Origin of the sequence: Aurantimonas litoralis (assembly GCF_026153195.1) — a bacterium.
GTDB lineage: Bacteria > Pseudomonadota > Alphaproteobacteria > Rhizobiales > Rhizobiaceae > Aurantimonas > Aurantimonas coralicida.
Window position 1 is genome coordinate 122,109 of sequence record NZ_JAPFBM010000004.1, and the last position, 24,463, is coordinate 146,571.

Below are 24,463 nucleotides of genomic sequence, written 5' to 3' on the forward strand. Positions count from 1 at the left end.
AGCACCTGATTCGGCTAGTCGGAGAGGGTTAACGAAGTGTTGCAGGAGCGGACCATTCGCATCATCGGCATCGATCCCGGCCTGCGCCGGACCGGCTGGGGCATCGTCGAGACGCTCGGCAATTCGCTGCGCTTCGTGGCCAGCGGCACGGTGATGTCGGACGGCAAGATGGATCTCGCCTCGCGGCTGCGCACGCTCTACGAGGGGCTGACCGAGGTGATCCACGCGCAGCAGCCCGACGAGGCGGCGGTGGAGCAGACCTTCGTCAACAAGGACGCCGTCGCCACGCTGAAGCTCGGGCAGGCCCGCGGCATCGCCATGGTGGTGCCGTCGCTGGCCGGGCTGCCGGTCGCCGAATATGCGCCCAACGCCGTGAAGAAGGCGGTGATCGGCGTCGGCCATGGCGAGAAGAAGCAGATCCACATGATGGTGAAGGTGCTGATGCCCAAGGCGACCTTCGACACGGACGACGCCGCCGATGCGCTGGCGATCGCCATCTGCCACAGCCATCACCGCCAGTCGGCCCAGTCGCGGGCGCTGCTGGCGGGCCTGTGAGGGTGCGCGCAGATCCGTCTGCCTGTCGCGGCCCGCGCACGGCGCTGCCAGCCGGGACTGTCGGCGATGATGCGCCGATCGTGGTAAGCGACGGCGCGGGCATGCCTTGCCGCAGACCCACCTTCGATTCCCACCGCCTGGAGACGCATTCGTGATCGGCAAACTGAAGGGCACCGTCGACGAGATCGGCGAGGACCACGTCGTCGTTGACGTCCACGGCGTCGGCTATGTCGCCTTTTGCGGCGCGCGCACCCTGGCGGCGCTGCCGGGCGAGGGCGAGGCGGTGGTGCTGTTCATCGACACCTATGTGCGCGAGGACATGCTGCGGCTCTACGGCTTCGCGACACGGGCCGAGCAGGACTGGTTCCGGCTCCTGCAGATGGTGCAGGGCGTCGGCGCCCGGGTGGCGCTGGCGGTGATCGGCACCCTGTCGGCCGGTGACCTCGCCAATGCGGTGGCGCTGCAGGACAAGGCGATGGTGGCCCGCGCGCCCGGCGTCGGACCGAAGGTCGCCGCGCGGATCGTTGCCGAGCTGAAGGACAAGGCGCCGGCCTTCTCGGGCGCCGGCAGCGACGAGAGCCTGGGGCTGAAGCGCGACATCGGCGGCGGCACCGCCGCCGCGCCGGTGGCCGATGCGGTCTCGGCGCTGGTCAATCTCGGCTATCCGCGCGACCAGGCGGCCGAGGCCGTGGCGAAGGCGCTGAAGGATGCCGGCGAGGCGCCGGACAGCGCGAAGCTGATCCGGCTGGGGCTGAAGGCGCTGAGCCGCTGAGGGGGCGAAGGGTGCAGCCGGGGCTCCGGACGGATTGCCGGCCGGCCGGTTTTGACATGACGGCGCCGAACGGCCATTGCGGAACCTGCCCGCGACCGGCCGCGCCTCTGGTCTTGCAGGCAGATTGTCCCATCGCGACGGAACGGCCCTTATGAGCGACGCCCGCCTGATCACTCCCGAGAAGCACGGCGAGGACATCGACGCGACCCTACGGCCGCAGCGGCTGGACGATTTCGTCGGCCAGGCGGCGGCGCGGGCTAATCTGAAGATCTTCATCGAGGCGGCGAAGAATCGCGGCGAGGCGCTGGATCACGTGCTGTTCGTCGGCCCGCCGGGGCTCGGCAAGACGACGCTGGCGCAGATCATGGCCAAGGAGCTGGGGGTCAATTTCCGCTCGACCTCCGGCCCGGTGATCGCCAAGGCCGGCGATCTGGCGGCGCTGCTGACCAATCTGGAAGAGCGCGACGTCCTCTTCATCGACGAGATCCACCGGCTGAGCCCGGCGGTGGAGGAAATCCTCTATCCGGCGATGGAGGATTTCCAGCTCGACCTGATCATCGGCGAGGGACCGGCGGCGCGCTCGGTGAAGATCGACCTGTCGAAATTCACCCTGGTCGCGGCGACGACGCGGCTGGGGCTGCTGACGACGCCGCTGCGCGACCGTTTCGGCATTCCGGTGCGGCTGAATTTCTACACGGTTGCGGAGCTGGAGCACATCGTCACCCGCGGCGCGCGGCTGATGCGGCTGCCCATGGCCGAGGACGGCGCGCGCGAGATCGCCCGCCGGGCCCGCGGCACGCCGCGTATCGCCGGTCGGCTGCTGCGCCGGGTGCGCGACTTCGCCGACGTCGCCGGGGCGGAGACGGTGGACCGCAAGGTGGCCGACGAGGCGCTGTCGCGGCTGGAAGTGGACAGTCTCGGCCTCGACCAGCTCGACCGGCGCTACCTGGAGCTGATCGCGATGAATTTCGGTGGTGGGCCGGTGGGCATCGAGACCATCGCCGCGGCGCTGTCGGAGCCGCGCGACGCCATCGAGGACATCGTCGAGCCGTATCTCCTGCAGCAGGGCTTCCTGCAGCGCACCCCGCGCGGCCGCCTGCTCACCCAGCGGGCCTTCGCCCATCTCGGGCTGGCGGTGCCGAGCACCTATCAGGGATCGCAGGCGAGCCTGTTCGAGGACGGCGCCGACGCCGAGTGAGGCGGATGCGTCAGGCCGAGGCCGGGTGGTGCCCGGTGTCCAGCCGCGCCATGCGTTCGCCGTCGGGCACCGGATAGGCGAGGCGATGGGCCGGATGGTCGAGGGTCGCCGCCAGATGCGCGGCGCGGGCTTCGACCACGGCGAGAGCGGCGCCGTCGAGGCCGAGACGCGCGAGACCCATGAAGGCGTCGCACTGGCGGCGCAGCGCCGCGATGTCACGCGGCCGCGTGGCGGCCGGGGCGATCTGCTCCAGGCAGGCGAGGTAGTGCTCACCGGCGATCATGTCGGTGGCCGCGTACTGGCGCAGATGGCCGAAGGAATATTCCAGATATTCGGCGAAGCTGCGCGGCAGGTCGATGACCCGCAGCTTGCCGTCGCTGTCGACATGCAGCGGATCGGCCTTGCCGCGCCCGACCATGCGGGACATGGCGGCAGTCAGCCAGTCCATGCAGGTGATCGCGGTGAAGGGGTCGTTGACGCCCGGTGACAGCGCCCGGCCGGCGATCTCGACCAGTTCGTCGACGAGGAAGACCTGGTCCTGATGCGGGCTGCGCTGGTTGCCGCAGGCGATGGAGGCGACGAGGGCAGTGCGGGTTGCGTCGGTGACGCGCTCGCTCGGCCAGGCGTGGAAGATCACCTTGCCGGGATGTACGAACATGCCGGTCCGGCAGTTCATCCGCACCACGATGTCGGCCTTCTGCGCCGCCTCGATCAGGGTCTCGTGGTCGATGATCTGGAGATAGCCGCTGCGGTCGGAGACGATCTCGGCATAGGGCACGGTGGCGGTAGCCTCGTCGATGTCGTCGCCGAAGCAGGGCGGCACCTGCCACAGGAGGCCCGCCGGCTGGGCTTCGCCGGTCGCCTCGCCGTCCTCCACGTCGCCGCGGACCGGGAAGGCCTTCTCGATCTGCTTGCACAGCGCCTCGCCGATGCCGGCGATGACGTTGGAAATGTGGATGTTGGACGGGACGTGGTGGATGAAGAAGATCAGGACGCCGATCGAGCCGATGGCCAGGATGATGGCGCCGAAGATCGCGATATTGGGCACGAACATCGCGGCATAGACGTCGTCCTCGCCGCCGTCGCGGACGCTGCGCAGCACCAGCATGGAATAGATGAAGGTCGCGACGAAGACGCCGAGGGTGATCTGGTTGCCGCGGTCGTTCATGAAGTTGGTCAGGAGCCGCGGGCCGTAGCTGCCGGAGGCGAAGACCACCGTCGCCATGGTGACCGAGAAGACGGTACCGGCTACCCCGATCATCGAGCCGCCGATGGCGCTGAGGATGGCGCGGGCCCCGTCCGGCTGGGTGGCGTAGAAGAACGGGCTCTCGCCGAAGGCGTCGAGCGGGACCCGGGCGTCGATCTCGATCAGGACGAAGGCGAGAACCGCGGCGCTGACCGCCATGATCGAGGGGATGAACCAGTAGCTTGCGACGACGCGCTGGTAATATTGCTGGATGAACGCACGCATCGCGGCTCCTCGGGTCGGGCGAGTGCAGATATGGCCCGCACGGCCCGGCACAAGCACCAAGCCGCCATTGCCGTGTGAATCCGAAACGATGGGTGCCCGGAGCCGGCGGGAGGCGCGGGGACCGGCCGCTTCGTCAGCGGCCGATCCAACGAAGGGAAGGCTGGGTGCGCCGGGTCAGCCGGCCGGCGGGTAGGGATCGTTGCCGTAGGTCCATTCCGTCTGCCACTGGCCGTCGTTGCCCTGCACCAGGACCTGGGAGTCGGTGCCGCTGTCATGCATCTTGTGGGCCGCGTCGCGGGCGGCTTCCATCGCCTCCGCCTGGGTGTCGTAGGGCGTGTCCTTGTCGTTGTGACGCATTTTCCAGCCGTCGCCATCCTTCAGGACGTAATAGCGTTCGCGTGCCATGCCGCTCTCCTCGAAATCGGGTTTCTCGTGCTGGCGAAAGCTAGCGAGACGCCGCGGGGCGGCAAGTGTTCGCGGCCGTCGGTCGTTTGGCCGGGCAACGGGGGGACGCCCGGATGTTTTTAGTCTCGCCGCCGGCCGGGGCAACAACGTCGACGCGAAAGCTGGTCAGAAGCCTGTCCTGCTGGTAGCATTCCGCAGCGGAAGGTGGTCGGCGATGGCGGACAGCGGGACAGACGCGCTTCTGGTGCTCAGCTACAATGTCTGCTGGGAGGCGATGAGCCATCACCACGGCCTGCCGCTCGGCGATGCCTGCACCTTCGTTCCCGGCAATCCGCATCTGACCCGCTGCGCCGTCAACGTCGCCCATTGCATCGACGCGATGCCCGAGGCGATGGGCATGGACGGCTTCGCCCTCATCGGGCTGCAGGAAGCGAGCCTGTGGTGGGAATGGCGCGATCTCGCACCGCGCAGCCTCGCCCAAGGCGACCGGGCAGGCGACTACGTCTTCGACAGTGCCGGCCCGGCGGCCGACCGGATCCCGCCCAATTATCCGCCGGACAAGCTGCAATCGGATCACCTGCCGGTGGTCGCCCTGCTGCCGGCGGCCTGACGCGGCGGGATCAGGGCGCAGGGTTCACACGACCAGGCATCAACGGGAGGACGGCATGACCCATCGAACGATCGCCCGATCGCTGCTCGCGGCCACTGTGCTGCTGGCGGCCGGGGCGGAAGCGCAGGGACAGGCGGCGGCGCCGAACCAGATCCAGCAGGCGAGCCTGTTCCGGGCCGACGTGCGGGACCGGCCGGGCTGCGAGCCCACCGCCGCGAACGGTACGGTGAGCTGGCCCGAGGCGATCGGCAATCCGGCGGTGAGCTGTCCCGATGCCTTCGGCTGGACGTCGTTCCTGACGGCGGTCGAGCAGGCGTTCTGGACCTGGGGCACCGACCAGACGATCTGGATCGACGACCCGAAGGCGATCTGCGGACGCGAGGGCTCGCCGGAGGATTGCTGCGACCCGGCGGTGTTCGACGAGACCCCGCCGCTGGGCGAGGCACCGCCGGCCGGCTGCCCGTTTTATCCGCCGGACTGGACCAATCCGCCGCCGATCACCGTGGCGCGGCCGAGCCCGAGCCACACCCACGACTTCCTGGAACGGCTCGATCCGGCGCGGGTGCTGCGCCAGGAGGAGGCGGAGATCGTGTTCCGCAACCGGTCGTTCGTGCGCTACACCTTCGCCCAGAACCTCTACAACAAGGAGAGCCTGGGCGCCCGCTTCACCGCGATGCAGGACTGGGTGAACGTCAATGCGCCTTACAACAACGCGGCGCTGGCGATCGACTATCCGACCGACGCGGTGATGTTCAAGGTCGACTTCCTCAGCCAGTCGCAGATGCTGGAAAACGGCCTGATCTGGCGCGAGGACGATGCCGGGCGAACGCTCAATCCGCCGAACGATCCCGACGCGCCCTATGTGACGATGCTGATCGAGGAGACGCTGGCACCCGGCGACGAGGAACCGGAGCTCTACTATCTCGTCGCGGTGACGGCGGCGTCGAAGGCGATCCCGACCTGGCACTGGTACGCCATGGAGCATGTCGGCAATCTCGGCCGCTGCGACTTCACCGGCTGCAACGATTCCTACGGCTACAGCGCCGCCGGCGTGACGGTGGAGGGCGAGAGCTTCGGCCAGAACTACATTCCGCCGAAGACCGAGAACTCCGAGGACGCCACCCAGGACATCGTCTTCGACATGGGCACGCCCTACACGCCGGAGGAGACCGGCGAGCGGATCACCCCGGCGCTGGACGGCCTGATGGCCGCCATGGGCATTGCCACGGGTGACGGGCCGCAGGATCCGGACACGCCATCGGCGGCCGATCCGGCGTGGCGCAGCTACCGGCTGAAGGCCTCGCAGACGGAGTTCGTCACGCCGACGGGCATGCCGACCCATGCCGGCCAGTCGATCACCGAGGGCGGCTTCGTCAATTCGGCCTCCTGCATGACCTGCCATTCCCAGGCCGGGCCGGACGCCACCGGCAATCCCGGCGTGCCGGGGATTGGCGCAAGCAACGACCTCAACCTGTTCGGCCTGAGCCAGACGGTGAACGGCGCGCCGGACCCGGACTGGTTCTATGCCACGGGCACGAACCAGATGCGGGTCCTGCCGATGGACATGGTCTGGGGCATGCTGAATGCGAGCTGCGTCGCGCCGAAGGGCAAGACCGGGCTGTGCGAGACCTATGAAGGATCGCAATTCGCGCCGCCCGGACGCGCCGTGCCCTCCGCGCCGACAGGCGCGGCGTCCGACACGCCTGCGCGCTGAACAACGAAAAGGGCGCGCTCCGACGAGTGGAGCGCGCCCTTTCGGCGAATGGGTCGGCCGGGGCGGGATGCCCCGGTCGCGGCTGCGGATAGCGGGCTAGAGCTTGCCGATCGAGAAGAACAGCGTCTCGCCGGAGGAATCGTCGACGCCGTCATTGTCGGTGACCGCATAGGCGGTGCCGTCGCTCGCGATGGTGAAGCCCTCGATCTTGTCGACGACATAGCCGCCGGTAGCCTTCAGGTCGGGCAGGAAGTCGTGGACCTCCTCCTTGGTGACGGTCGGCAGGTCGCCGCCGAGCGGCGCGGGCTTCAGATCGGCCTTGGCGACCCGGTAGAGCTTCTTCAGCCGGGCGGCGTCGCCGATCTGGTTGTCACGCTCGAGGACATAGAGCCAGTCGCCGCTGGCGGTGATCTCCGACAGGCCGACCCAGCCCTTGTCAGTGCTCTCCAGCGGGTAGCTGACGGCACTCCATTCCTTGGAAGCCGGCTTGTAGGCGAGGAGCTTGACGGTGCCCTTGGCATCGTCCGCCCATTCGCGCTGGATGGCGACCCAGAGCGTGTCGCCGTCGAGGGTCACGCCCTCGGCGCCGAAGCGGGTGGAACCGTCGACGAGGTCGTCGGGGAAGGGCACTTCCTCAATGATGGCGCCGGCGGCGTCCACGCGCAGAAGCTGGTGCGGCACGTCCTTCTCGAGATTGCCCTCGCTGGCGAGCCAGAAGCCGCCTTCGCCGTCGGCGGTGATGCCTTCGAGGTCGAGCGCCTCGGCGGGCTCGCCGTCACGGGTGACGACCGTCCTGGCGGTGATGCGGGCCGGCTTCTCAGACGCGTCGATGGTGAAGATCGCCGGCTGGCTGGTGTAGAAGCTGTCGCTGACCGCATGGAGCGTGGTGGCGCTGTCGGCGTCGGCGGCAAGGCCCGAAAGGGCGCCCCAGCCGACCGGGCGGCCGTCGGCATCGTCATCGGAGACGATCATCGGATAGGCGTTCTCGCCCTCGCCGCGCTCGTAGATCATGACGTGGGAGCGGGCGCCGCCATCCTCGACGAGATCGGCCTCGTTGGAGGTAACCAGCAGGTTGCGCGAGGGGATGGCGATGGCGCCTTCGGGGGCGATGCCCGACGGCAGGAGCTGGGTGAAGACGGGATCGCCGTCGCCGAGAGCGTAGACGCCGACGGCCGAGCCGCGCTCGGACAGGACGAAGGCGTAGCTCGTGCCGTCGAAGGTCGCGACTTCCAGACCCTCGGGCTCGACGCCCTTGGCGTCGGAGCGCTTGTCCGGATAATGGCCGGCGCGGATGACCTCGTATTCGAAGGACGGGCCGGATTCCCAGGCGACGCTGCCGTCCCTGTTCCAGATGGTGAAGGAGCGCGAGCCGCCGTCATAGTCGCCTTCATTGGCGGAGACGAAGCGGTCGTTGTCGATCCACTGGACGGTGTCGGGCTCGCGCTTGCGGCCGGCCTGGCTGCCGGTGAAGGCGAGTGCGCGGTCGTCCTCGGTGTCGATGCCGTCGAGGTCGACGGCGCCGGCGGAAAAGTCGGCGGTGACTTCGCCGGTCGCCGCGTTGACGATGGCGAAATGGTTGTTCTCCTGCAGCGAGACGACGATCTCGCCGGCGTCGTTGAAGTCGACATATTCGGGCTCCGGATCTTCCGGCGCGATGTCGGCGAGGCCGGTCAGCCCGACCTTCGTCAGGGAGGCGCAGTCGGGCACGCCGTCGGCCAGCCTGACGATGGCGAGGAAGCCGGCCGGCATCTGCGGCAGGGCGCCGTCGTCGAGGTCCTCGTCGCGCTCGTTCTCGATGGCGATGGCGGCATAGGCGCCGTCTTTCGAGACCGCGACGGAATCGGGCTGGCCGCCGAGATCGCAGGAGGCCGTCTCGGTCTTGGCCACGATGTCGATCACGGCCAGGCGGCCCGACGGCGCGGTGTAGCTCGGCGAAGTGTTGACGCCGACGAGGACATTGCCGCCGGCGACCGCCACGGAGGTGGGCTCGCCGTCCAGCGCCAGGAAGCCGCCGGCTTTCGGAGCCTTCGGATCGGTGATGTCGATCAGGCCGATGCCGCCGGCCGGGCTGTCGGAGTAGATCAGGGTGTTGCCGTCGGCGCTGGCGGTGATGATCTCGGAGGAGGTTTCGGTCTCGGCGGGCCTGTCGGCCGGCAGGTTGGCGGCGACCGGGAAGCTGGCGATGCGCCGGAACACCGGCTCGGCCATCGCGGTGGCCGGCGCGGCGAGCGCGCAGGTGGCGAGAAGGGCGGCGAGGCTGAGGCGGAGCGGCGAGATCACGGCGGCGGTTCCTTTGCTTGACGCGAATGGCGCGTCTATGAGGTCGGCCTGTTACAGAGGCGTGACACAGTGCCGGAACGGGCGTGCGACCGGCGCGTGCCGCGACCGTGACGCGAAAGGAGCTGGCGATGACCGATGGACTGGCCGGACGGCTGACCGAGGACGGCCACGCGCTCGACGTGCGCATCTATTTCGAGGACACCGACTTCTCCGGCGTCGTCTATCACGCCCGCTACCTGCACTTCCTCGAGCGGGGACGCTCGGACTTCCTGCGGCTGAAGGGGATCGGCCACGGCGAATTGATGGATGGGCGCTACGGCGCGCCGATGGCCTTTGCCGTGCGGCACATGGATATCGACTTCCTGCGGCCGGCGCGGATCGACGACGTGGTCACCGTGACCACCCGCACGGCCCTTCTGGGCGGCGCGCGGATCGTTCTTGCCCAGCGCATCTCCTGCGGCGACACGGTGCTGATCGAGGCGATGGTGAAGGTCGCGGTGATCTCGCCCGGCGGCAAGCCGATGCGCATGCCGAAGGAGATGCAGGCGCTGCTGCAGCCCGCCGCCGAGGCGTGAGGCGCGGGCCGGCCGGGCGTGGGCGGTAACGGCTCGTTAACCCTACCGGTGCATCAATGGCGCGAATCGGATTTGAGCCGAACCACGCCATTCTTTCACCGGATTCGCTTGTGAAAGGGCATCAGGGGTTTACGCGGCCGAATGGCCGAATTTGCTGCATGTCGGGGCCGATATGGGCGGGACGGTGCCGAAAGGCGCGCACCTGCTGCAGGCTGCCGACGGTTCCGAATATCGAGGATGACTGGGAATGGACGCTGACGTCGTTCAGGGAACGCTACACGCCGCCGGTTCGGTGTCCCTCTGGGACCTGTTCTGGCAGGCCGGCTTCATCGTGAAGCTGGTGATGATCGGGCTCATGGCTGCTTCGGTCTGGACCTGGGCGATCATCATCGACAAGTCGATGCGCTATGGCCGGTTCCGCCGCCAGCTCAACAAGTTCGAGAGCAATTTCTGGTCCGGCCAGTCGCTGGAGGACCTCTATCACAACCTGTCCGAGCGCAAGACGTCGGGGATGGGCGCCTTGTTCGTCGCGGCGATGCGCGAGTGGAAGAAGTCGTTCGAGAAGGGCGCCCGTTCGCCGCTCGGCCTGCAGACGCGGATCGACAAGGCGATGGACGTGACCCTGGCCCGCGAGATGGACGAGCTGGAATCGCGGCTCGGCTTCCTCGCCACCATCGGCTCGGCGGCCCCCTTCGTCGGCCTGTTCGGCACGGTCATCGGCATCATGACCTCCTTCCAGGCGATCGCCGGGTCGCAGCAGACCAGCCTTGCCGTCGTGGCGCCGGGTATCGCGGAAGCGCTTTTGGCGACCGCCATCGGCCTCGTCGCCGCCATCCCCGCCGTCATCGCCTACAACAAGCTGTCGGCCGATGCCGGCAAGCTGGGCATGCGGCTGGAATCCTTCGCCGACGAGTTCTCCGCGATCCTGTCGCGGCAGATCGACGAGAAGCTGTCCTCGCGCTGAGCGCGTGAAACGCCGGTCCGTGCGACCGGGAAGGGAATGACAGATGGGCATGTCTGCCGGAACCGGGCGTTCCAGCGGGTCGCGACGCGGTCGGGGCCGCGGCCGCCGTCAGCCGATGAGCGAGATCAACGTCACGCCGATGGTCGACGTGATGCTGGTGCTGCTGATCATCTTCATGGTCGCGGCGCCCCTCCTGACCGTGGGCGTGCCGATCGAGCTGCCTGAGACCCAGGCCAAAGCGATGAATTCGGACACCCAGCCGATCACCATCTCGGTGAATTCGGACGGCGAGATTTATCTCAACGACACGGTGATCCCGATCGACGAGGTCGTGGCCAAGCTGCAGGCCGTGGCCCAGGCCGGCTACGAGGAGCGCATCTTCGTGCGCGGCGACCGTTCGGCCGACTACGGCACGGTGATGCGCGTCATGGCGCGGATCTCGGCCGCCGGCTTCCGCAATATCGGTCTCGTGACCGATCAAGAAAACGCTTGAGCGAAACCAGCTTTCGATGAAGTCCGGCGTCGTCCTTTCCACCCTTCTGCACGGAGCGGTCCTGACCTGGGGCCTGTGGTCCCTGTCGGCGCCCGAGCCGCTGCAGATGGCGCCGGTGGAATCGCTGCCGGTGGACCTCGTGCCGATCGAGGAATTCTCGCAGTCGATGATCGGTGCCAAGGACGCGCCGGTCACCGAGACGCCGGCGCCCAACCCGACCGAGACCCCCGAGACGCTGCCGATGCCGGCCGAGAATGTCGGCGACAACGAGACCGATCTCGCCACCCCGCCGACGCCGATCAAGCGCCCGACCCCGACCGAGCAGGCGGCCGCCGCCCAGCCGTCCGAGCCGACGCCACCGACGCCTGAGCCGGAACCTGCGCCCGAGCCGGAGCCCGCCCCCGCGCCGACCCCGCCGGAGCCGCAGCCCGAACCCGAGCCGACGCCGGAACAGCCCGCCGAGGTGACGCCGCCGCAGCCCGACCCGGTGGAGCAGGCGATCGCCGAGGCCGAGGCCGCGCCGGAACCCGATCCCGTGCCGCAGAACGTGCCGGTGCCGGCGACCAAGCCGAAGCCGCCGGCGCCCGCGCCGAAGGTCGCCGAGACCAAGCCCGTCGAGCCGAAAAAGCCGGAGCCGGCAAAGCAGGCCGAGACCCGGACGCCGGAAGAGAGCCAGTTCGACGCCGACCAGATCGCCGCGCTTCTGAACAAGGAGAAGTCGGCGGGCGGCGGTGCCAGGCGCTCGGACCAGCAGGCCTCGCTGGGCACCGATCGCCAGACCGGCGGCAAGCTCTCCCAGAGCGAGCTCGACGCGCTGCGCGGGCAGATCCAGCGCTGCTGGTCGCCGCCCTCGGGCGTATCGGAAGCCGGTTCGCTCCGGATCTCGATCCAGATGCGGCTCGATCCGTCGGGCGAACTGGAAGCGCGGCCGCAGATCATCGGCGGCGGCGGCGGCTCGATGATCGAGCGGGTGGCGGGCGAGGCGGCATTGCGCGCCGTGCAGCGTTGCGCGCCCTACAATCTGCCGGCCGAGAAGTACGACACCTGGGCCGACGTCGTGGTCAATTTCGATCCGAGCCAGATGTTCTGATGGCGACGGCGCGGCGACCCGGTTTCGATCATGATCCGGCCGCCGGATCGCCGGTCCGGGCGCCAGCCGCCCGGTCGCCGTTGCGGCAGGACGCCATACAATCCCCCTATTGGATGGTAGGAAGCGGACGAGGGAAGATCGATTCTCCGGCCCAGCCTGCCGGGGGATTTTCCGTACCAGTTCAAACAGGAGAGGCGCGGCCAGCCGGCCGGCGCAGGTCTCCGACCGCAGTTGAAGGTCTGACATGAAGATGATCATCAAGGGCGCGCTCGTGATCGCGATGGCGATCTCCGGCGCTTTCGTGGCACTGGCACCGGCCGCCGCGGCGGTCGAGATCGACGTGACCCAGGGCAATGTCGAGCCGCTGCCGATCGCCATCACCGACTTCCAGTCGGCCGACGGCATCGGCAAGCAGATTTCCGACGTGGTTCAGGCCGACCTGGAGCGCTCGGGCCTGTTCGCGCCGATCGACCGGGCGGCCTTCATCCAGTCCGGCCTGACCACCGACACGACGCCGTCCTTCAAGGACTGGACCGTCATCAATGCCCAGGCGCTGGTGGTCGGCCGGGTCTCGCCGGAGGCCGACGGACGGCTGCGCGTCGAGTTCCGCCTCTGGGACACCTTCGCGGGCCAGCAGCTCGACGGCCAGCAATTCTACACCAATCCGGAGAACTGGCGCCGGGTCGCCCACATCATCGCCGACGCGATCTATGAGCGGCTGACCGGCGAGAAGGGCTATTTCGACACCCGCATCGTCTTCGTCTCCGAGAGCGGCACCAAGGACAAGCGGGTCAAGCGCCTCGCCATCATGGACCAGGACGGCGCCAATCTGCGCTATCTGACCGACGGCAGCGAGCTGGTGCTGACGCCGCGCTTCTCGCCGAGCCGCCAGGAGGTCACCTACATGTCCTTCGGCAATGGCGAGCCGCGGGTCTACCTCTTGCAGCTCGAGACCGGCCAGCGCGAGATCGTCGGCAACTTCCCCGGCATGACCTTCTCGCCGCGCTTCTCGCCGGACGGCCAGAAGGTGATCATGAGCCTCCAGCAGGAGGGTAACGCCAACATCTACGCCATGGATCTGCGCTCGCGGGCGACGACGCGGCTGACCTCGACCACGGCCATCGACACCTCGCCGTCCTATTCGCCGGACGGGCGCCGGATCGTGTTCGAATCCGACCGCGGCGGACGCCAGCAGCTCTACGTGATGGGGGCCGACGGCTCGGGCCAGCAGCGCATCTCCTTCGGCGACGGCTCCTATTCGACCCCGGTCTGGTCGCCGCGCGGCGACCTCATCGCCTTCACCAAGCAGAGCGGCGGGCAGTTCCAGATCGGCGTCATGCGGCCGGACGGTTCGGGCGAGCGCATCCTGACCTCGGGCTTCCACAATGAGGGCCCGACCTGGGCGCCGAACGGCCGTGTCCTGATGTTCTTCCGCGACCAGCGGGGCGGCGGCGGACCGCAGCTCTATTCGATCGATCTGACGGGCTACAACGAGCAGAAGATCCCGACCCCGAGCTACGCCTCGGACCCGGCCTGGTCGCCCTCCCTCGAATAGGGCCGCCGCGAGGCCAGCCCCGGGCAAGCCCGGGGCCCGATTATGGCGTGAATGTTGCGGAAATGCCGCAACATGGCGGAAACCGGGCGGACGCCCGGCCGCGGCCTCATTCCGGCGATAATTCAACGGGATGAGCCGCGTCGGGCGCGCCGAAGCGCCGCCGTTTTTACGTGTCGTTAAGTGGCGTCAGGGTAAACGTCGCGTAACCCAATTGCATCGTTTTCAAAGGAGCTGGCCATGCGCCGGAGCATTTTCGGGGTGAAGAGCCGCATCGCATTCGCCGTCGTCGCCAGCCTGGCGGTCGCTGGCTGCGCCAGCAAGAAGGACGCCCTGCCGGACAACGCGGCAGGTCTCGGTCTGAACGGGGCCAACGGTGCCAACGGCGCCTATGGCAGCGCGACGCCGGGCTCGACCCAGGACTTCACCGTCAATGTCGGTGACCGGGTGTTCTTCGACACCGATTCGACCTCGCTGCGGGCGGACGCCCAGCAGACGCTGACCCAGCAGGCGCGCTGGCTGAACCAGTATTCGCAGTACTCGATCGTGATCGAGGGCCATGCCGACGAGCGCGGCACCCGCGAATACAACCTGGCGCTCGGCGCACGCCGCGCCGCCGCGACCCGCGACTATCTCGTCCAGCAGGGCGTTCCGGCCAACCGGATGCGCACCATCTCCTACGGCAAGGAACGTCCGGTCGCGGTGTGCGACGACATTTCCTGCTGGTCGCAGAACCGCCGCGCCGTCACCGTTCTGAGCGGCGCCGGCAGCTGATCGGCCTGACGGATCGTCGCCGGCCCCCATTGCGGCCGGCGGCGTCCACGGCGAAAGCGGGCGCTGCCCAACTTTGGCCGAACTGCCTCGTTCCATGCTAGGAAACCGCGCCGTCGCTGCACGAACCATTGCGTTCGCGCCGCGGCGGCCATTGCCGTTTCCAGCCGTCGAGGAACTGTGTTCATGATGTTTCGACAAACGATCCTTGCCGTATCGGCGCTGGCCCTGATGGGCACCGCGACCGGCGGGGCGTCGGCCTTCGAATTGCCCGGGCTCTTCGGCGAGCCCTCATCCGGCGCTTCGCGCCAGGCACCGGCGGAGACGCGGACCGCCCCCGTGCGCATGGCGCAGGCCGGCGACGTCAGCGTGCGCATCAACCAGCTCGAGGAAGAGGTCCGCCGGCTGAACGGCCGGGTCGAGGAGCTGAGCTTCCAGTTGCTGCGCACCCAGGAAGACATGCGCAAGCAGCTCGAGGACAACGAGTTCCGCTTCCAGCAGCTCGAGGGCGGCGGAGCGGGTGCTGCCGGCACCTCGGTCAACGAGCAGCGCGGCGACGCCGGCTCGGCCATGCCCGAGCAGCCCGGCGACAGCCAGCAGGCCGCCACGGGAGACGACATCGGTCGTCTCCTGGAGGACGGTGAGCTCGCTACCGGCGCGCTCGACACGACCAATCTGCAGACCGGCGTGCCGGGCCTTGGCGACAGCGCGCCGTCGGGCGGCTCCAGCACCGTCGCGGCGATCACGCCGGGCGGGCAGGGCGAGACCTACGACCTGGCCTACAACTACCTCCTGGCCGGCGACTATCAGCTCGCCGAGCAGGCCTTCCGCCAGTATGCCCAGACCTATCCGACCGCCGAGGATGCGCCGGATGCGCGCTACTGGCTGGGCGAGAGCCTGTACCAGCAGCAGAAATTCGCCGACGCGGCCGAAGTGTTCCTCGAGGCGCAGAAGAGCGCGCCGGAGAACGGCAAGGCGCCGGAGATGATGCTGAAGCTGGGCATGTCGCTGGCCAAGCTCGACAATCGGGAAACCGCGTGCATCACCTACAAGGAAGTGGCCAAACGCTATCCGCAGATGAGCAGCAACGTGCGCAAGAAGCTGGCGAGCGAGGAAAAGTCGGCCAACTGCTGACACCCGCAGCTGACCGCCGCGGCCTGCGCCTGGGCATTCCCCGCGCCCGGCCCGACGCCGCGCCGCTCGACCGGCTCGCTTTTGCCGAGCTTCTGACCCATTCGCTGCACCAGGCGGCCGCCCTGACAGGCTCCCGCGACCGCGCGATCCTTGCCGTGTCCGGCGGCCCCGATTCGCTGGCGCTGGTTCTCGCCGCCATCGCCCTGCAGGGCACCGCGGCGCTGCCGCAGACCAGATTTCACATCGTCACCGTCGACCACGGCCTGCGCGACGCTTCGGCAGCCGAAGCGCGCTACGTCGCGGGCGTTGCCGCGCGCTTCGGCCTCGGCCACGAAACGCTGCGCTGGGACGCGCCGGCCCGGAAGGGCAACATTGCGGCGGCGGCCCGCGAGGCCCGCTACGTGCTGCTATCCGATGCGGCCGGGCGCTTCGGCGCGACAGTGATCCTGACTGCCCATCACGACGACGACCAGTGCGAGACCCATTTGATGGCGTGCGAACGCGGCGCCGGGGTCGTCGGGCTGGCGGGTATGCGCCCGGTGCGGTCGCTGGCGCCGGATCTCGTCCTGGCGCGGCCGTTCCTCGACGTTGCGGGCGACCGGCTGAAGGCAAGCGTGGCGGCGCATCGCCTGCCGGCCGTTGAAGATCCGACCAATGACGATCCGGCCTCGCGCCGGGTGCAGCTTCGCCGGCAGATCGCGGCGGGCGGGCTGGACCGGGACGCGCTGCGGGCGCAAATCGCGGGGTATCGATCGGAACGCGATGCGCTGGAAGCCAAGTTCGGCGAGGCCATCGCCGCAATGCAGGCGGCGGGTGAGCTTTGCCTGACGGAGGCCGGCACGCTGGAGATCGACCGGGATGCGCTGCGGGGCCTCGGCGACGACACGGCGTTCGTCTTCCTGCAACGCGCCATCGCGGCGGTCGGGGGCAGGGGGCATGGTCCCGAGGGCCCGGCGACGATCCGGCTTCTGGAGGCGCTGCGCGGCGAATCGGACGGGGCCCGCACGCTGGCGGGTGTGCGGGCGGTGCCCGGCGAAACGATCGCCCTGATGCGCGAATACGGCCGGGCCGGGATCGCAGGGCTGTCGGCGACGGGGGGAGAGCGGGTCTTCGACGGCCGCTTCGTGGTCGATGTCGGCGCCGGGGCCCTGCGTTCCGGGGCGCGGATCGTCGCCTTCGGCGATCTCGGCCGCGGCAATCCGGTCGAGAAGACCTTGCCCGTGCTCGTTGCCGGCGATAGCCTTGTCGCCATCCCCGCACAGCTCGGCGGCAAGGTCGCCGCGGGAACGCCGCTGCTGGCGATCCGGTCGCTCGTCGGCTGGAGCCTGACCCGCGATCTGCCGCCGCCAACGGGCGGCCGGGCCGGGCCGAGTGCAAAGCCGCGGTAACCACCCTGCGCCGCCAACCGGTGCAAATTGCCGCAAAACCGCCTGACCTTGTTGGCAAGAAGGGGGGCAGCACCTATCTTCGAGCCAATCGTCCTCGTGACTTCGGGCGTCCATTCCAGGAAGATCGATGAACCAGAACTTTCGAAACTTCGCGCTGTGGGCGATCATCGCTCTCTTGCTGATCGCGCTTTTCCAGCTGTTTTCGAACGGTTCGCAAACCGCCGGCGCCCGCGACATCCCGTATTCGCAGTTCCTGTCCGACGTGAAATCCGGCCGTGTCGAGGCCGTGACGATCCAGGGCCAGCGCATCAGCGGCAAATATTCGGATTCCTCGCCGCCCTTCCAGACCTATGCGCCGGAAGACGCGCAGCTGGTCGAGCGGCTCGAGGCCCAGAACGTCCAGATCAATGCCAGCCCTCCGGGTGACAACAGCAATCCGATCTGGTCGATGCTGCTGTCCTTCGGCCCGATCCTCCTGATCCTCGCGGTCTGGATCTTCCTGATGCGCCAGATGCAGGGCGGTGCCGGCGGCAAGGCGATGGGCTTCGGCAAGTCCAAGGCCAAGCTCCTGACCGAGGCCCATGGCCGCGTCACCTTCGCCGACGTCGCCGGTGTCGACGAGGCCAAGCAGGACCTGGAAGAGGTCGTCGAGTTCCTGCGCGAGCCGCAGAAGTTCCAGCGCCTCGGCGGCAAGATCCCGCGCGGCGTGCTGCTCGTCGGCCCTCCCGGAACCGGCAAGACGCTGCTCGCCCGCTCGGTGGCGGGTGAAGCCAACGTTCCGTTCTTCACCATCTCCGGTTCGGACTTCGTCGAGATGTTCGTCGGCGTCGGCGCCAGCCGCGTGCGCGACATGTTCGAGCAGGCCAAGAAGAACAGCCCCTGCATCATCTTCATCGACGAGATCGACGCGGTCGGCCGCCATCGCGGCGCGGGCCTTGGCGGCGGCAACGACGAGCGCGAGCAGACGCTGAACCAGCTTCTGGTCGAGATGGACGGCTTCGAATCGAACGAGGGCGTGATCCTGATCGCCGCGACCAACCGTCCGGACGTGCTCGACCCGGCGCTGCTGCGCCCGGGCCGCTTCGACCGGCAGGTGATGGTGCCGAACCCCGATGTCGGCGGCCGCGAGAAGATCCTGAAGGTGCATGTGCGCAACGTGCCGCTGGCGCCGAACGTCAATCTGCGGACGATCGCCCGTGGCACGCCCGGCTTCTCGGGCGCCGATCTCGCCAACCTCGTCAACGAGGCGGCGCTGATGGCCGCGCGGCGCTCCAAGCGTCTCGTCACCATGCTCGAATTCGAGGATGCCAAGGACAAGGTCATGATGGGCGCCGAGCGCCGGTCGATGGCCATGACCGAGGAAGAGAAGACGCTGACCGCCTATCACGAGGCCGGCCACGCCCTCGTCGGCATCATCGAGCCGTTCAACGATCCGCTGCACAAGGTGACGATCATCCCGCGCGGTCGTGCGCTGGGCGTGACCATGAACCTGCCGGAGCGCGATCGCTACGGCATGCGCAAGAACGAGATGGAAGCGCGCCTCGCCATGATCTTCGGTGGCCGTGCCGCGGAGGAAATCATCTACGGGCTCGACAACGTCACCACGGGCGCGTCCAACGACATCCAGCAGGCGACCAACATGGCGCGGGCGATGGTCATGGAATACGGCATGAGCGACAAGCTCGGCCGGCTGCGCTACAAGGACAACCAGGACGAAGTGTTCCTCGGCCATTCGGTGGCGCACCAGCAGCACATGTCCGAGGACACGGCGCGGCTGATCGATTCGGAGGTGCGCGGCATCATCGAGACGGCCGAGAACAAGGCGCGCAACATCCTCAACACCCATATCGACCAGCTGCACATCTTGGCGAAGGGGCTTCTGGAATACGAGACGCTCTCGGGCGACGAGGTCCGCGACCTTCTGGCCGGCAAGCCGCTGGCCCGTGACATGGGCGACGACACGCCGCCGTCGCGCGGCTCCGCCGTGCCCAAGGCCGGTTCGAGCCGCGGGCCGGATTCCCGCGCAGGCGAGGCGGGCGACAGCCTGGAGCCGCAGCCGACCTGATCACCCAGGGTCCTCTCCGGCGGGATCGCAAGACAATCGAAGGGAGCGGCCTCACAGCCGCTCCCTTTTCGTTTGCGGGGTCGGCATCAGCGGCGACGCAGACCGGCGGGGTTGCAGGCAACGTCTCCGCAATCCATTGATGCGAGAGTATGACGACAGGGAACGGCGCCGCGCGCCTCTCCCGGTCCGCGAGACCGTTGATGACGGGGGCCCGTCCGGGCGATGGCGCGCGCGGCAGCCGCCACCGGACGGACGGTCCGGCAGAACAGGAACAGACGGGGTCAGGTGATGAGCAGACGCTATTTCGGCACGGACGGCATTCGCGGCACGGCCAACCGGCACCCGATGACGGCCGAGGTGGCGATGCGGGTCGGCATGGCGGCGGGCCTGGTCTTCCAGCGCGGCTCCTACCGGCACCGGGTCGTGATCGGCAAGGATACGCGGCGCTCGAGCTACATGATCGAGAACGCCATGGTGGCCGGCTTCACGGCGGCCGGCGTCGACGTGTTCCTGCTCGGCCCCATGCCGACCCCGGCTGTGGCCATGCTGACCCGGTCGCTGCGTGCCGATATCGGCGTGATGATCTCGGCCTCGCACAATCCGTTCGAGGACAATGGCATCAAGCTGTTCGGGCCGGACGGCTACAAGCTCTCCGACGAGCTGGAGCTGCGCATCGAGGCGCTGCTGGACGAGGATCTGACGCCGCGGCTGGCGACGGGCGACGGCCTTGGCCGGGCCAAGCGCATCGACGGCGTCCACGACCGCTACATCGAGGCGGCCAAGCGGACGCTGCCGCGCGAGCTGTCGCTGGAGGGGGTGCGCGTCGCCATCGACTGCGCAAACGGCGCGGCCTACCGGGTGGCACCGGACGTTCTGTGGGAGCTCGGCGCGGAGATCGTCAAGCTGGGCGTCGATCCGGACGGCACCAACATCAACCGCAATTGCGGCTCGACGGCGCCGGCGGCGCTGATCGAGAAGGTCAAGGAAGTGCGCGCCGATATCGGCATCGCGCTGGACGGCGATGCCGACCGGGTGCTGATCGTCGACGAGCGCGGCGAGGTGGTCGATGGCGACCAGCTGATGGCGGTGATTGCCGAAAGCTGGGCCGAGGACGGTCGCCTTGCGGCCGGCGGGATCGTCGCGACGGTGATGTCCAATCTCGGCCTCGAGCGCTTCCTGTCCGATCACGATCTGCAACTGGCCCGCACGGCGGTCGGCGACCGCTATGTCGTCGAGCACATGCGCGAGCACGGCTACAATGTCGGCGGCGAGCAGTCCGGCCACATCGTCCTGTCGGATTTCGGCACGACCGGGGACGGCCTCGTAGCGGCGCTGCAGGTGCTGGCGGTGGTCCAGCGCAAGGGCGGCACCGTGTCGGAGGTCTGCCGCCGCTTCGAGCCGGTTCCGCAGATCCTCAAGAACTTCCGCTATTCGGGCGGCGCGCCGCTGGAGCGACAGCGCGTGCAGGACGCCATTAGCGCCGGGCGTGATCGCCTCGGCGAGGGCGGGCGCCTGGTCATCCGCGCCTCGGGGACAGAGCCGCTGATCCGGGTGATGGCCGAGGGCGACGATCGCGGGCTGGTCAACTCGGTCGTCGACGACATAATCGGCGCGCTCCAACAGACCGCAGCGTAAGGTAAGGTCACCAAGTTCTGAAGGCCGAGTCTTCCTTAAACTTCGTATTAACCATTCCGATTTACCGTCTTCGTTAAGGTAACGGCGTCTGCCAATCCCGGCCGCCGGATCGAATCGGAGATGAGAGCAATGAAATCTCGCCTTTTGACGACCGTGGCATTGATCGGCGCGGTCTCATCCTTCAGCAGCTTCGCCAAGGCCGCCGACATCATCGAAGAGCAGCCCTACTTCCCGCCGCCGGCTCCGGTGATCGTGGAAGAAGTCGCCACGGGCGGCTGGTATCTGCGCGGTGACGTCGGCTACGTCTTCAAGTCCAAGACCGACGGCTATTACAACGGCTGGAACATCGATCCGGGCGTCCAGTTCGTCGACGACGTCTTCCACTACGATTCGATCGAGACGAAGGGCGCCGCCTCCTTCGGCGTCGGTGTCGGTTACCGCTTCACCGATCATCTGCGCGTCGACGCGACCGTCGATTACTTCCGGACCGATGTCGACGGCCGCAGCAACTGCAACACGCAGGTGCAGCAGAGCTACAACATCCTCGCCAATGCGGGCTGCTATTACGACGACAGCTCGAAGGTCTCGATCTGGACGGCTCTGGCCAATGCCTATGTCGATCTCGGCACCTATGGCCGCATCACGCCCTATGTCGGCGCCGGCCTCGGCTTTGCCCATGTGAAATACGACGACCAGACCAACGAGATCGTCTGCGGCTCCAACCCGAACTGCCCGGCGACCAACTATGTCGGCGTCCATGCCGGCAAGTCGAGCTGGCGTTTCGCCTCGTCGCTCAGCGCCGGTGCCAGCATCGACATCACCCACAAGCTGAAGTTCGACGCCGGTTACCGCTACACCCGGATCTCGGGCGGTGACGCCTTCGGTTACGACGAGCTCGACCGCAGCTTCGGCGCTTCTGGCGTCCAGGGCAGCGACAACGGCTTCAACATCCACGCCGTGCGCGCCGGCCTGCGCTACGAGTTCGGCGGCGGCGGCAGCGATTTCGGCGGCTTCGGCAAGGGCAAGGGCAAGGTTGTCGAGCCGATCTACGCCTCGACCCCGCTCTATGAAGAGCCGGCGCCGATCTACGAAGAGCCGATCTACAAGTAAGCCGGCCCGCAAAGGCCGCGCATGAGACGGGCCGCTGCCTTCGGGCAGCGGCCTTTTTCGTGTGCGGCGTTCGCGGCCGTCATCGCCGGGCGATCGTAACCTTCGTAAAGGTTTACGGTTAAGAAACAGGGTTAATCGCGCGTTAATCTTTCTGCGGCAGGATCGGGTGAGACGAGGGGTGCGGTGCCGCACTTCTCGTGAAGCGAAGACTGCAACGGGAAGCGGCTCCATGAACCTTGCAACCAAACTGATGGCCAGTGCCGCGCTGATCGGCTTCACCATGCCGGTGGCGAGCGCCGCCGACCTTCCGCCCATCTACGAGACCCCGATCTACCAGGACGTGCCGGAAGTGCAGCCCGTCGAGATCGGCAGCGGCTGGTATCTGCGCGGCGATGTCTCCTACGATTTCCAGTCCGACGTCGACGTCAACGGCCGCGAATACCGCCCGGACTTCGCGCGCTACGGCAACGGACCGACCTATGCGCCGGGCGAGTACGATTCCTTCGGTGCCGGCCATGACGGCTTCGAGATGGATGGCGCCGCGTCCTTCGGCGTCGGCTTCGGCTACCAGTTCACCGATTATTTCCGCGGCGACCTGACCGCGCGCTACTGGTCGGCCGATATCGGCGGCGGCGACCGGATCGGCTCCTGCTTCGACTACGTGACGGCGACCGGCGGCACGGCCAGCCAGGCGTCCTGCGACTCCACGACCAGCGCCAGCGCGACCGGCCTGGAACTGATGGCCAACGCCTATGCCGATCTCGGCACCTTCGTCGGCTTCACGCCCTATGTCGGCGCCGGCGCCGGTGCAGTGAAGGTCAAGTATGACGACGTCAACGTCTCGCATGGCTGCACGCTCAACGGCACGGCCTGCGCGAACAGCTTCTACAACAGCGAGGCGAGCTATGACGGCGCCACCAGCTGGCGCTTCGCCTACTCGCTGATGGCCGGTGTCTCCTACGATATCTCGCGGAACCTGAAGGTCGATCTCGGCTACCGCTTCCTCGATGTCGATGGCGGCGACGCCTACAGCTATTCGGGCGATGTCGCGGCCAACGGCCAGCTCGGCCTCAGCGCCGAGGATGACGGATTCCAGCGCCATTCGGTCCAGGCCGCGATCCGCTATTCGCTCTGGTAGGCGAGAAGTCACAGCAAGTTCATGCAAGAACGGCGGGCGCCTTGCGGGGCCTGCCGTTCTTGCGTTCGGGGCAGGGACGGGGCGGGTGACGGGCCGTCGCGCGGCCCGAATGTGCTTGACGGGTGCCGGCCGCAGGAGTAGCGCCATTCGCGGGACACGCCTCCCCAACGAGGCGCTTCTATCTGTGAGGATAGCTTTGATGGCACATACCGCGAAGCCGGACCTGCGTCCGGCCAATCCCCGTTTTTCCTCCGGCCCCTGCGCGAAACGACCCGGATGGTCGCTCGACGCGCTCAACGATGCCGCGCTCGGTCGCTCGCATCGCGCCAAGGTCGGAAAATCCAAGCTTCAGCAGGCGATCGACGAGACCCGCGAGGTTCTCGGCGTGCCGGACGACTACCGCATCGGCATCGTGCCGGCGTCGGACACCGGCGCGGTCGAGATGGCGATGTGGTCGCTGCTCGGCGCCCGCGGCGTCGACATGCTGGCCTGGGAATCCTTCGGCGCCGGTTGGGTGACCGACACGGTCAAGCAGCTGAAGCTCGACGATGCCCGCGTCTTCGAGGCGCCCTATGGCGAGATCGTCGACTTCGCAGAGGTCGATTTCGACCGCGACGTCGTCTTCACTTGGAACGGCACGACCTCCGGCGTGCGCGTGCCGAACGGCGACGCGATCCCGGCGACCCGCGAAGGCCTGACGATCTGCGACGCGACCTCGGCGGCCTTCGCCCAGGACCTGCCCTACGACAAGCTCGATGTGGTGACCTTCTCCTGGCAGAAGGTGCTCGGCGGTGAAGCGGCGCACGGCGTCCTGATCCTGTCGCCCCGCGCCGTCGAACGGCTGGAAAGCTACAAGCCGGCCTGGCCGCTGCCGAAGATCTTCCGCATGACCAAGGGCGGCAAGCTGATCGAGGGCATCTTCAAGGGCGAGACCATCAACACGCCGTCGATGCTGTGCGTCGAGGACTATCTCGACGCGCTCGGCTGGGCGAAGTCGATCGGCGGCCTGACGGCGCTGAAGGCACGGGCCGACGCGAACCTCGCGGTTATCGAGAGCTTCGTCGACACGCATCCCTTCCTGGCGTTCCTGGCCGCCGACAAGGCGACCCGGTCCAACACGTCGGTCTGCCTGACCTTCGCCGATCCGGCCGTGGCCAATCTCTCCGACGACGCGCAGAACGCCTTCTCCAAGGCGGTCGTGTCGCTCCTCGAGAAGGAGGGCGTCGCCCTCGACATCGGCGCCTATCGCGACGCGCCGGCGGGCCTGCGGATCTGGTGTGGCGCGACGGTCGAGACCTCCGACGTCCTGGCGCTGATGCCGTGGATCGAATGGGCCTTCGAGACCCAGAAGGCCGAGCTCGCCAAGGCAGCCTGATCCGGTCGCGGATCATTCCCTTCCCTGAAAGGGGAGGGATCTCCGCTCCGGGCTCGAAGGGCGAACGATCCGGGAAGGAGCGTTGCGCGGCGAGCCTCGTTCAGGCGCTCTCGCGACGTTCTGCCCGATTTTCCGGACCATCCTCATCCATCTGTGGGTGAGGGGCGG

Annotated in this window: 21 protein-coding genes; 18 read left to right on the forward strand and 3 right to left on the reverse strand. The window is 68.0% G+C overall.

Features of this window, described 5'->3' with window-relative positions:
- Positions 1-36 precede the first annotated feature (36 nt).
- From ruvC to ruvB, 3 genes are all read left to right on the forward strand, one after another.
- Positions 37-555: a crossover junction endodeoxyribonuclease RuvC gene (ruvC, locus tag N7I30_RS10395; RefSeq protein WP_228240238.1), complete on the forward strand. Its 519-nt coding sequence runs from the start codon at positions 37-39 to the stop codon at positions 553-555.
- A gap of 151 nt (positions 556-706) precedes the next feature.
- Entirely contained in the window at positions 707-1,327 is a 621-nt protein-coding gene (ruvA, locus tag N7I30_RS10400) for a Holliday junction branch migration protein RuvA (protein WP_009208741.1), read from the forward strand.
- 151 nt (positions 1,328-1,478) lie between these two features.
- Positions 1,479-2,525 (forward strand): Holliday junction branch migration DNA helicase RuvB, encoded by a 1,047-nt coding sequence (gene ruvB / locus N7I30_RS10405; protein ID WP_187390193.1) that lies wholly within the window; start codon positions 1,479-1,481, stop codon positions 2,523-2,525.
- Between the two features lie 10 nt (positions 2,526-2,535).
- Here ruvB and N7I30_RS10410 read toward each other — a convergent pair whose 3' ends face one another.
- Both N7I30_RS10410 and N7I30_RS10415 read right to left on the reverse strand, forming a co-directional pair.
- Positions 2,536-3,996 (reverse strand): DUF2254 domain-containing protein, encoded by a 1,461-nt coding sequence (locus N7I30_RS10410; RefSeq protein WP_498638647.1) that lies wholly within the window; start codon positions 3,994-3,996, stop codon positions 2,536-2,538.
- 174 nt (positions 3,997-4,170) lie between these two features.
- Positions 4,171-4,401: a DUF2188 domain-containing protein gene (locus tag N7I30_RS10415; RefSeq protein WP_498638649.1), complete on the reverse strand. Its 231-nt coding sequence runs from the start codon at positions 4,399-4,401 to the stop codon at positions 4,171-4,173.
- Between the two features lie 214 nt (positions 4,402-4,615).
- On the opposite strand from N7I30_RS10415, the gene N7I30_RS10420 reads away from it, so the two are divergent.
- The gene (locus N7I30_RS10420) at positions 4,616-5,011 is read left to right on the forward strand and encodes a hypothetical protein (RefSeq protein WP_498638651.1); all 396 of its coding nucleotides are present in this window, start codon (positions 4,616-4,618) and stop codon (positions 5,009-5,011) included.
- Positions 5,012-5,066: 55 nt separating this feature from the next.
- A complete protein-coding gene (locus N7I30_RS10425; protein ID WP_498638653.1) occupies positions 5,067-6,725 on the forward strand; it encodes a hypothetical protein in 1,659 nt (552 codons plus the stop codon).
- Between the two features lie 96 nt (positions 6,726-6,821).
- Here the strand turns inward: N7I30_RS10425 and N7I30_RS10430 are convergent, their stop codons facing one another.
- On the reverse strand, positions 6,822-8,933 hold the full coding sequence (locus tag N7I30_RS10430; RefSeq protein WP_498639081.1) for an esterase-like activity of phytase family protein: 2,112 nt from the start codon (positions 8,931-8,933) through the stop codon (positions 6,822-6,824).
- Between the two features lie 200 nt (positions 8,934-9,133).
- Here N7I30_RS10430 and N7I30_RS10435 point away from each other — a divergent pair, with 200 nt between their 5' ends.
- The 13 genes from N7I30_RS10435 to N7I30_RS10495 all read left to right on the forward strand — a co-directional run bounded on the left by N7I30_RS10435 (position 9,134) and on the right by N7I30_RS10495 (position 24,295).
- Positions 9,134-9,580 carry a YbgC/FadM family acyl-CoA thioesterase gene (locus tag N7I30_RS10435; protein WP_187390188.1) on the forward strand — a complete coding sequence of 149 codons (447 nt, stop codon included), beginning with the start codon at positions 9,134-9,136 and terminating at the stop codon, positions 9,578-9,580.
- Positions 9,581-9,827: 247 nt separating this feature from the next.
- Positions 9,828-10,544 carry a protein TolQ gene (gene tolQ / locus N7I30_RS10440; protein ID WP_009208748.1) on the forward strand — a complete coding sequence of 239 codons (717 nt, stop codon included), beginning with the start codon at positions 9,828-9,830 and terminating at the stop codon, positions 10,542-10,544.
- Between the two features lie 43 nt (positions 10,545-10,587).
- The gene (gene tolR, locus N7I30_RS10445; protein WP_187390187.1) at positions 10,588-11,037 is read left to right on the forward strand and encodes a protein TolR; all 450 of its coding nucleotides are present in this window, start codon (positions 10,588-10,590) and stop codon (positions 11,035-11,037) included.
- Between the two features lie 16 nt (positions 11,038-11,053).
- Positions 11,054-12,127 (forward strand): cell envelope integrity protein TolA, encoded by a 1,074-nt coding sequence (gene tolA / locus N7I30_RS10450; protein ID WP_228240232.1) that lies wholly within the window; start codon positions 11,054-11,056, stop codon positions 12,125-12,127.
- Positions 12,128-12,377: 250 nt separating this feature from the next.
- On the forward strand, positions 12,378-13,682 hold the full coding sequence (tolB, locus tag N7I30_RS10455; protein ID WP_498639082.1) for a Tol-Pal system beta propeller repeat protein TolB: 1,305 nt from the start codon (positions 12,378-12,380) through the stop codon (positions 13,680-13,682).
- 237 nt (positions 13,683-13,919) lie between these two features.
- Positions 13,920-14,453 (forward strand): peptidoglycan-associated lipoprotein Pal, encoded by a 534-nt coding sequence (gene pal, locus N7I30_RS10460; protein WP_009208752.1) that lies wholly within the window; start codon positions 13,920-13,922, stop codon positions 14,451-14,453.
- A 183-nt stretch (positions 14,454-14,636) separates the two neighbouring features.
- Positions 14,637-15,584 (forward strand): tol-pal system protein YbgF, encoded by a 948-nt coding sequence (ybgF, locus tag N7I30_RS10465; RefSeq protein ID WP_498638657.1) that lies wholly within the window; start codon positions 14,637-14,639, stop codon positions 15,582-15,584.
- Positions 15,488-16,972, forward strand: a complete 1,485-nt coding sequence (gene tilS / locus N7I30_RS10470) for a tRNA lysidine(34) synthetase TilS (RefSeq protein ID WP_498638659.1) — start codon at positions 15,488-15,490, stop codon at positions 16,970-16,972. The genes ybgF and tilS overlap by 97 nt, the downstream gene beginning before the upstream one ends.
- A 127-nt stretch (positions 16,973-17,099) precedes the next feature.
- Positions 17,100-19,037, forward strand: a complete 1,938-nt coding sequence (ftsH, locus tag N7I30_RS10475) for an ATP-dependent zinc metalloprotease FtsH (protein WP_024348843.1) — start codon at positions 17,100-17,102, stop codon at positions 19,035-19,037.
- A gap of 288 nt (positions 19,038-19,325) precedes the next feature.
- The gene (gene glmM / locus N7I30_RS10480) at positions 19,326-20,672 is read left to right on the forward strand and encodes a phosphoglucosamine mutase (protein ID WP_475362190.1); all 1,347 of its coding nucleotides are present in this window, start codon (positions 19,326-19,328) and stop codon (positions 20,670-20,672) included.
- A gap of 129 nt (positions 20,673-20,801) precedes the next feature.
- A complete protein-coding gene (locus tag N7I30_RS10485) occupies positions 20,802-21,782 on the forward strand; it encodes an outer membrane protein (protein WP_277023285.1) in 981 nt (326 codons plus the stop codon).
- A gap of 229 nt (positions 21,783-22,011) precedes the next feature.
- On the forward strand, positions 22,012-22,920 hold the full coding sequence (locus tag N7I30_RS10490) for an outer membrane protein (protein ID WP_498638662.1): 909 nt from the start codon (positions 22,012-22,014) through the stop codon (positions 22,918-22,920).
- A gap of 199 nt (positions 22,921-23,119) precedes the next feature.
- Complete coding sequence (locus N7I30_RS10495; RefSeq protein WP_498638664.1) at positions 23,120-24,295, forward strand: phosphoserine transaminase; 1,176 nt, start codon at positions 23,120-23,122, stop codon at positions 24,293-24,295.
- Positions 24,296-24,463 lie beyond the last annotated feature (168 nt).

Coding starts and splice junctions, on each gene's coding strand:
- N7I30_RS10490 (WP_498638662.1), top strand. CDS start 22,012: ATGAACCTTGCAACCAAACTGATGGCCAGTGCCGCGCTGATCGGCTTC.
- tolQ (WP_009208748.1), top strand. CDS start 9,828: ATGGACGCTGACGTCGTTCAGGGAACGCTACACGCCGCCGGTTCGGTG.
- N7I30_RS10415 (WP_498638649.1), bottom strand. CDS start 4,401: ATGGCACGCGAACGCTATTACGTCCTGAAGGATGGCGACGGCTGGAAA.
- ybgF (WP_498638657.1), top strand. CDS start 14,637: ATGATGTTTCGACAAACGATCCTTGCCGTATCGGCGCTGGCCCTGATG.
- N7I30_RS10430 (WP_498639081.1), bottom strand. CDS start 8,933: ATGGCCGAGCCGGTGTTCCGGCGCATCGCCAGCTTCCCGGTCGCCGCC.
- N7I30_RS10485 (WP_277023285.1), top strand. CDS start 20,802: ATGAAATCTCGCCTTTTGACGACCGTGGCATTGATCGGCGCGGTCTCA.
- glmM (WP_475362190.1), top strand. CDS start 19,326: ATGAGCAGACGCTATTTCGGCACGGACGGCATTCGCGGCACGGCCAAC.
- N7I30_RS10435 (WP_187390188.1), top strand. CDS start 9,134: ATGACCGATGGACTGGCCGGACGGCTGACCGAGGACGGCCACGCGCTC.
- N7I30_RS10495 (WP_498638664.1), top strand. CDS start 23,120: ATGGCACATACCGCGAAGCCGGACCTGCGTCCGGCCAATCCCCGTTTT.
- tolA (WP_228240232.1), top strand. CDS start 11,054: ATGAAGTCCGGCGTCGTCCTTTCCACCCTTCTGCACGGAGCGGTCCTG.
- pal (WP_009208752.1), top strand. CDS start 13,920: ATGCGCCGGAGCATTTTCGGGGTGAAGAGCCGCATCGCATTCGCCGTC.
- N7I30_RS10420 (WP_498638651.1), top strand. CDS start 4,616: ATGGCGGACAGCGGGACAGACGCGCTTCTGGTGCTCAGCTACAATGTC.
- tolR (WP_187390187.1), top strand. CDS start 10,588: ATGGGCATGTCTGCCGGAACCGGGCGTTCCAGCGGGTCGCGACGCGGT.
- N7I30_RS10410 (WP_498638647.1), bottom strand. CDS start 3,996: ATGCGTGCGTTCATCCAGCAATATTACCAGCGCGTCGTCGCAAGCTAC.
- ruvB (WP_187390193.1), top strand. CDS start 1,479: ATGAGCGACGCCCGCCTGATCACTCCCGAGAAGCACGGCGAGGACATC.
- tolB (WP_498639082.1), top strand. CDS start 12,378: ATGATCATCAAGGGCGCGCTCGTGATCGCGATGGCGATCTCCGGCGCT.
- N7I30_RS10425 (WP_498638653.1), top strand. CDS start 5,067: ATGACCCATCGAACGATCGCCCGATCGCTGCTCGCGGCCACTGTGCTG.
- ftsH (WP_024348843.1), top strand. CDS start 17,100: ATGAACCAGAACTTTCGAAACTTCGCGCTGTGGGCGATCATCGCTCTC.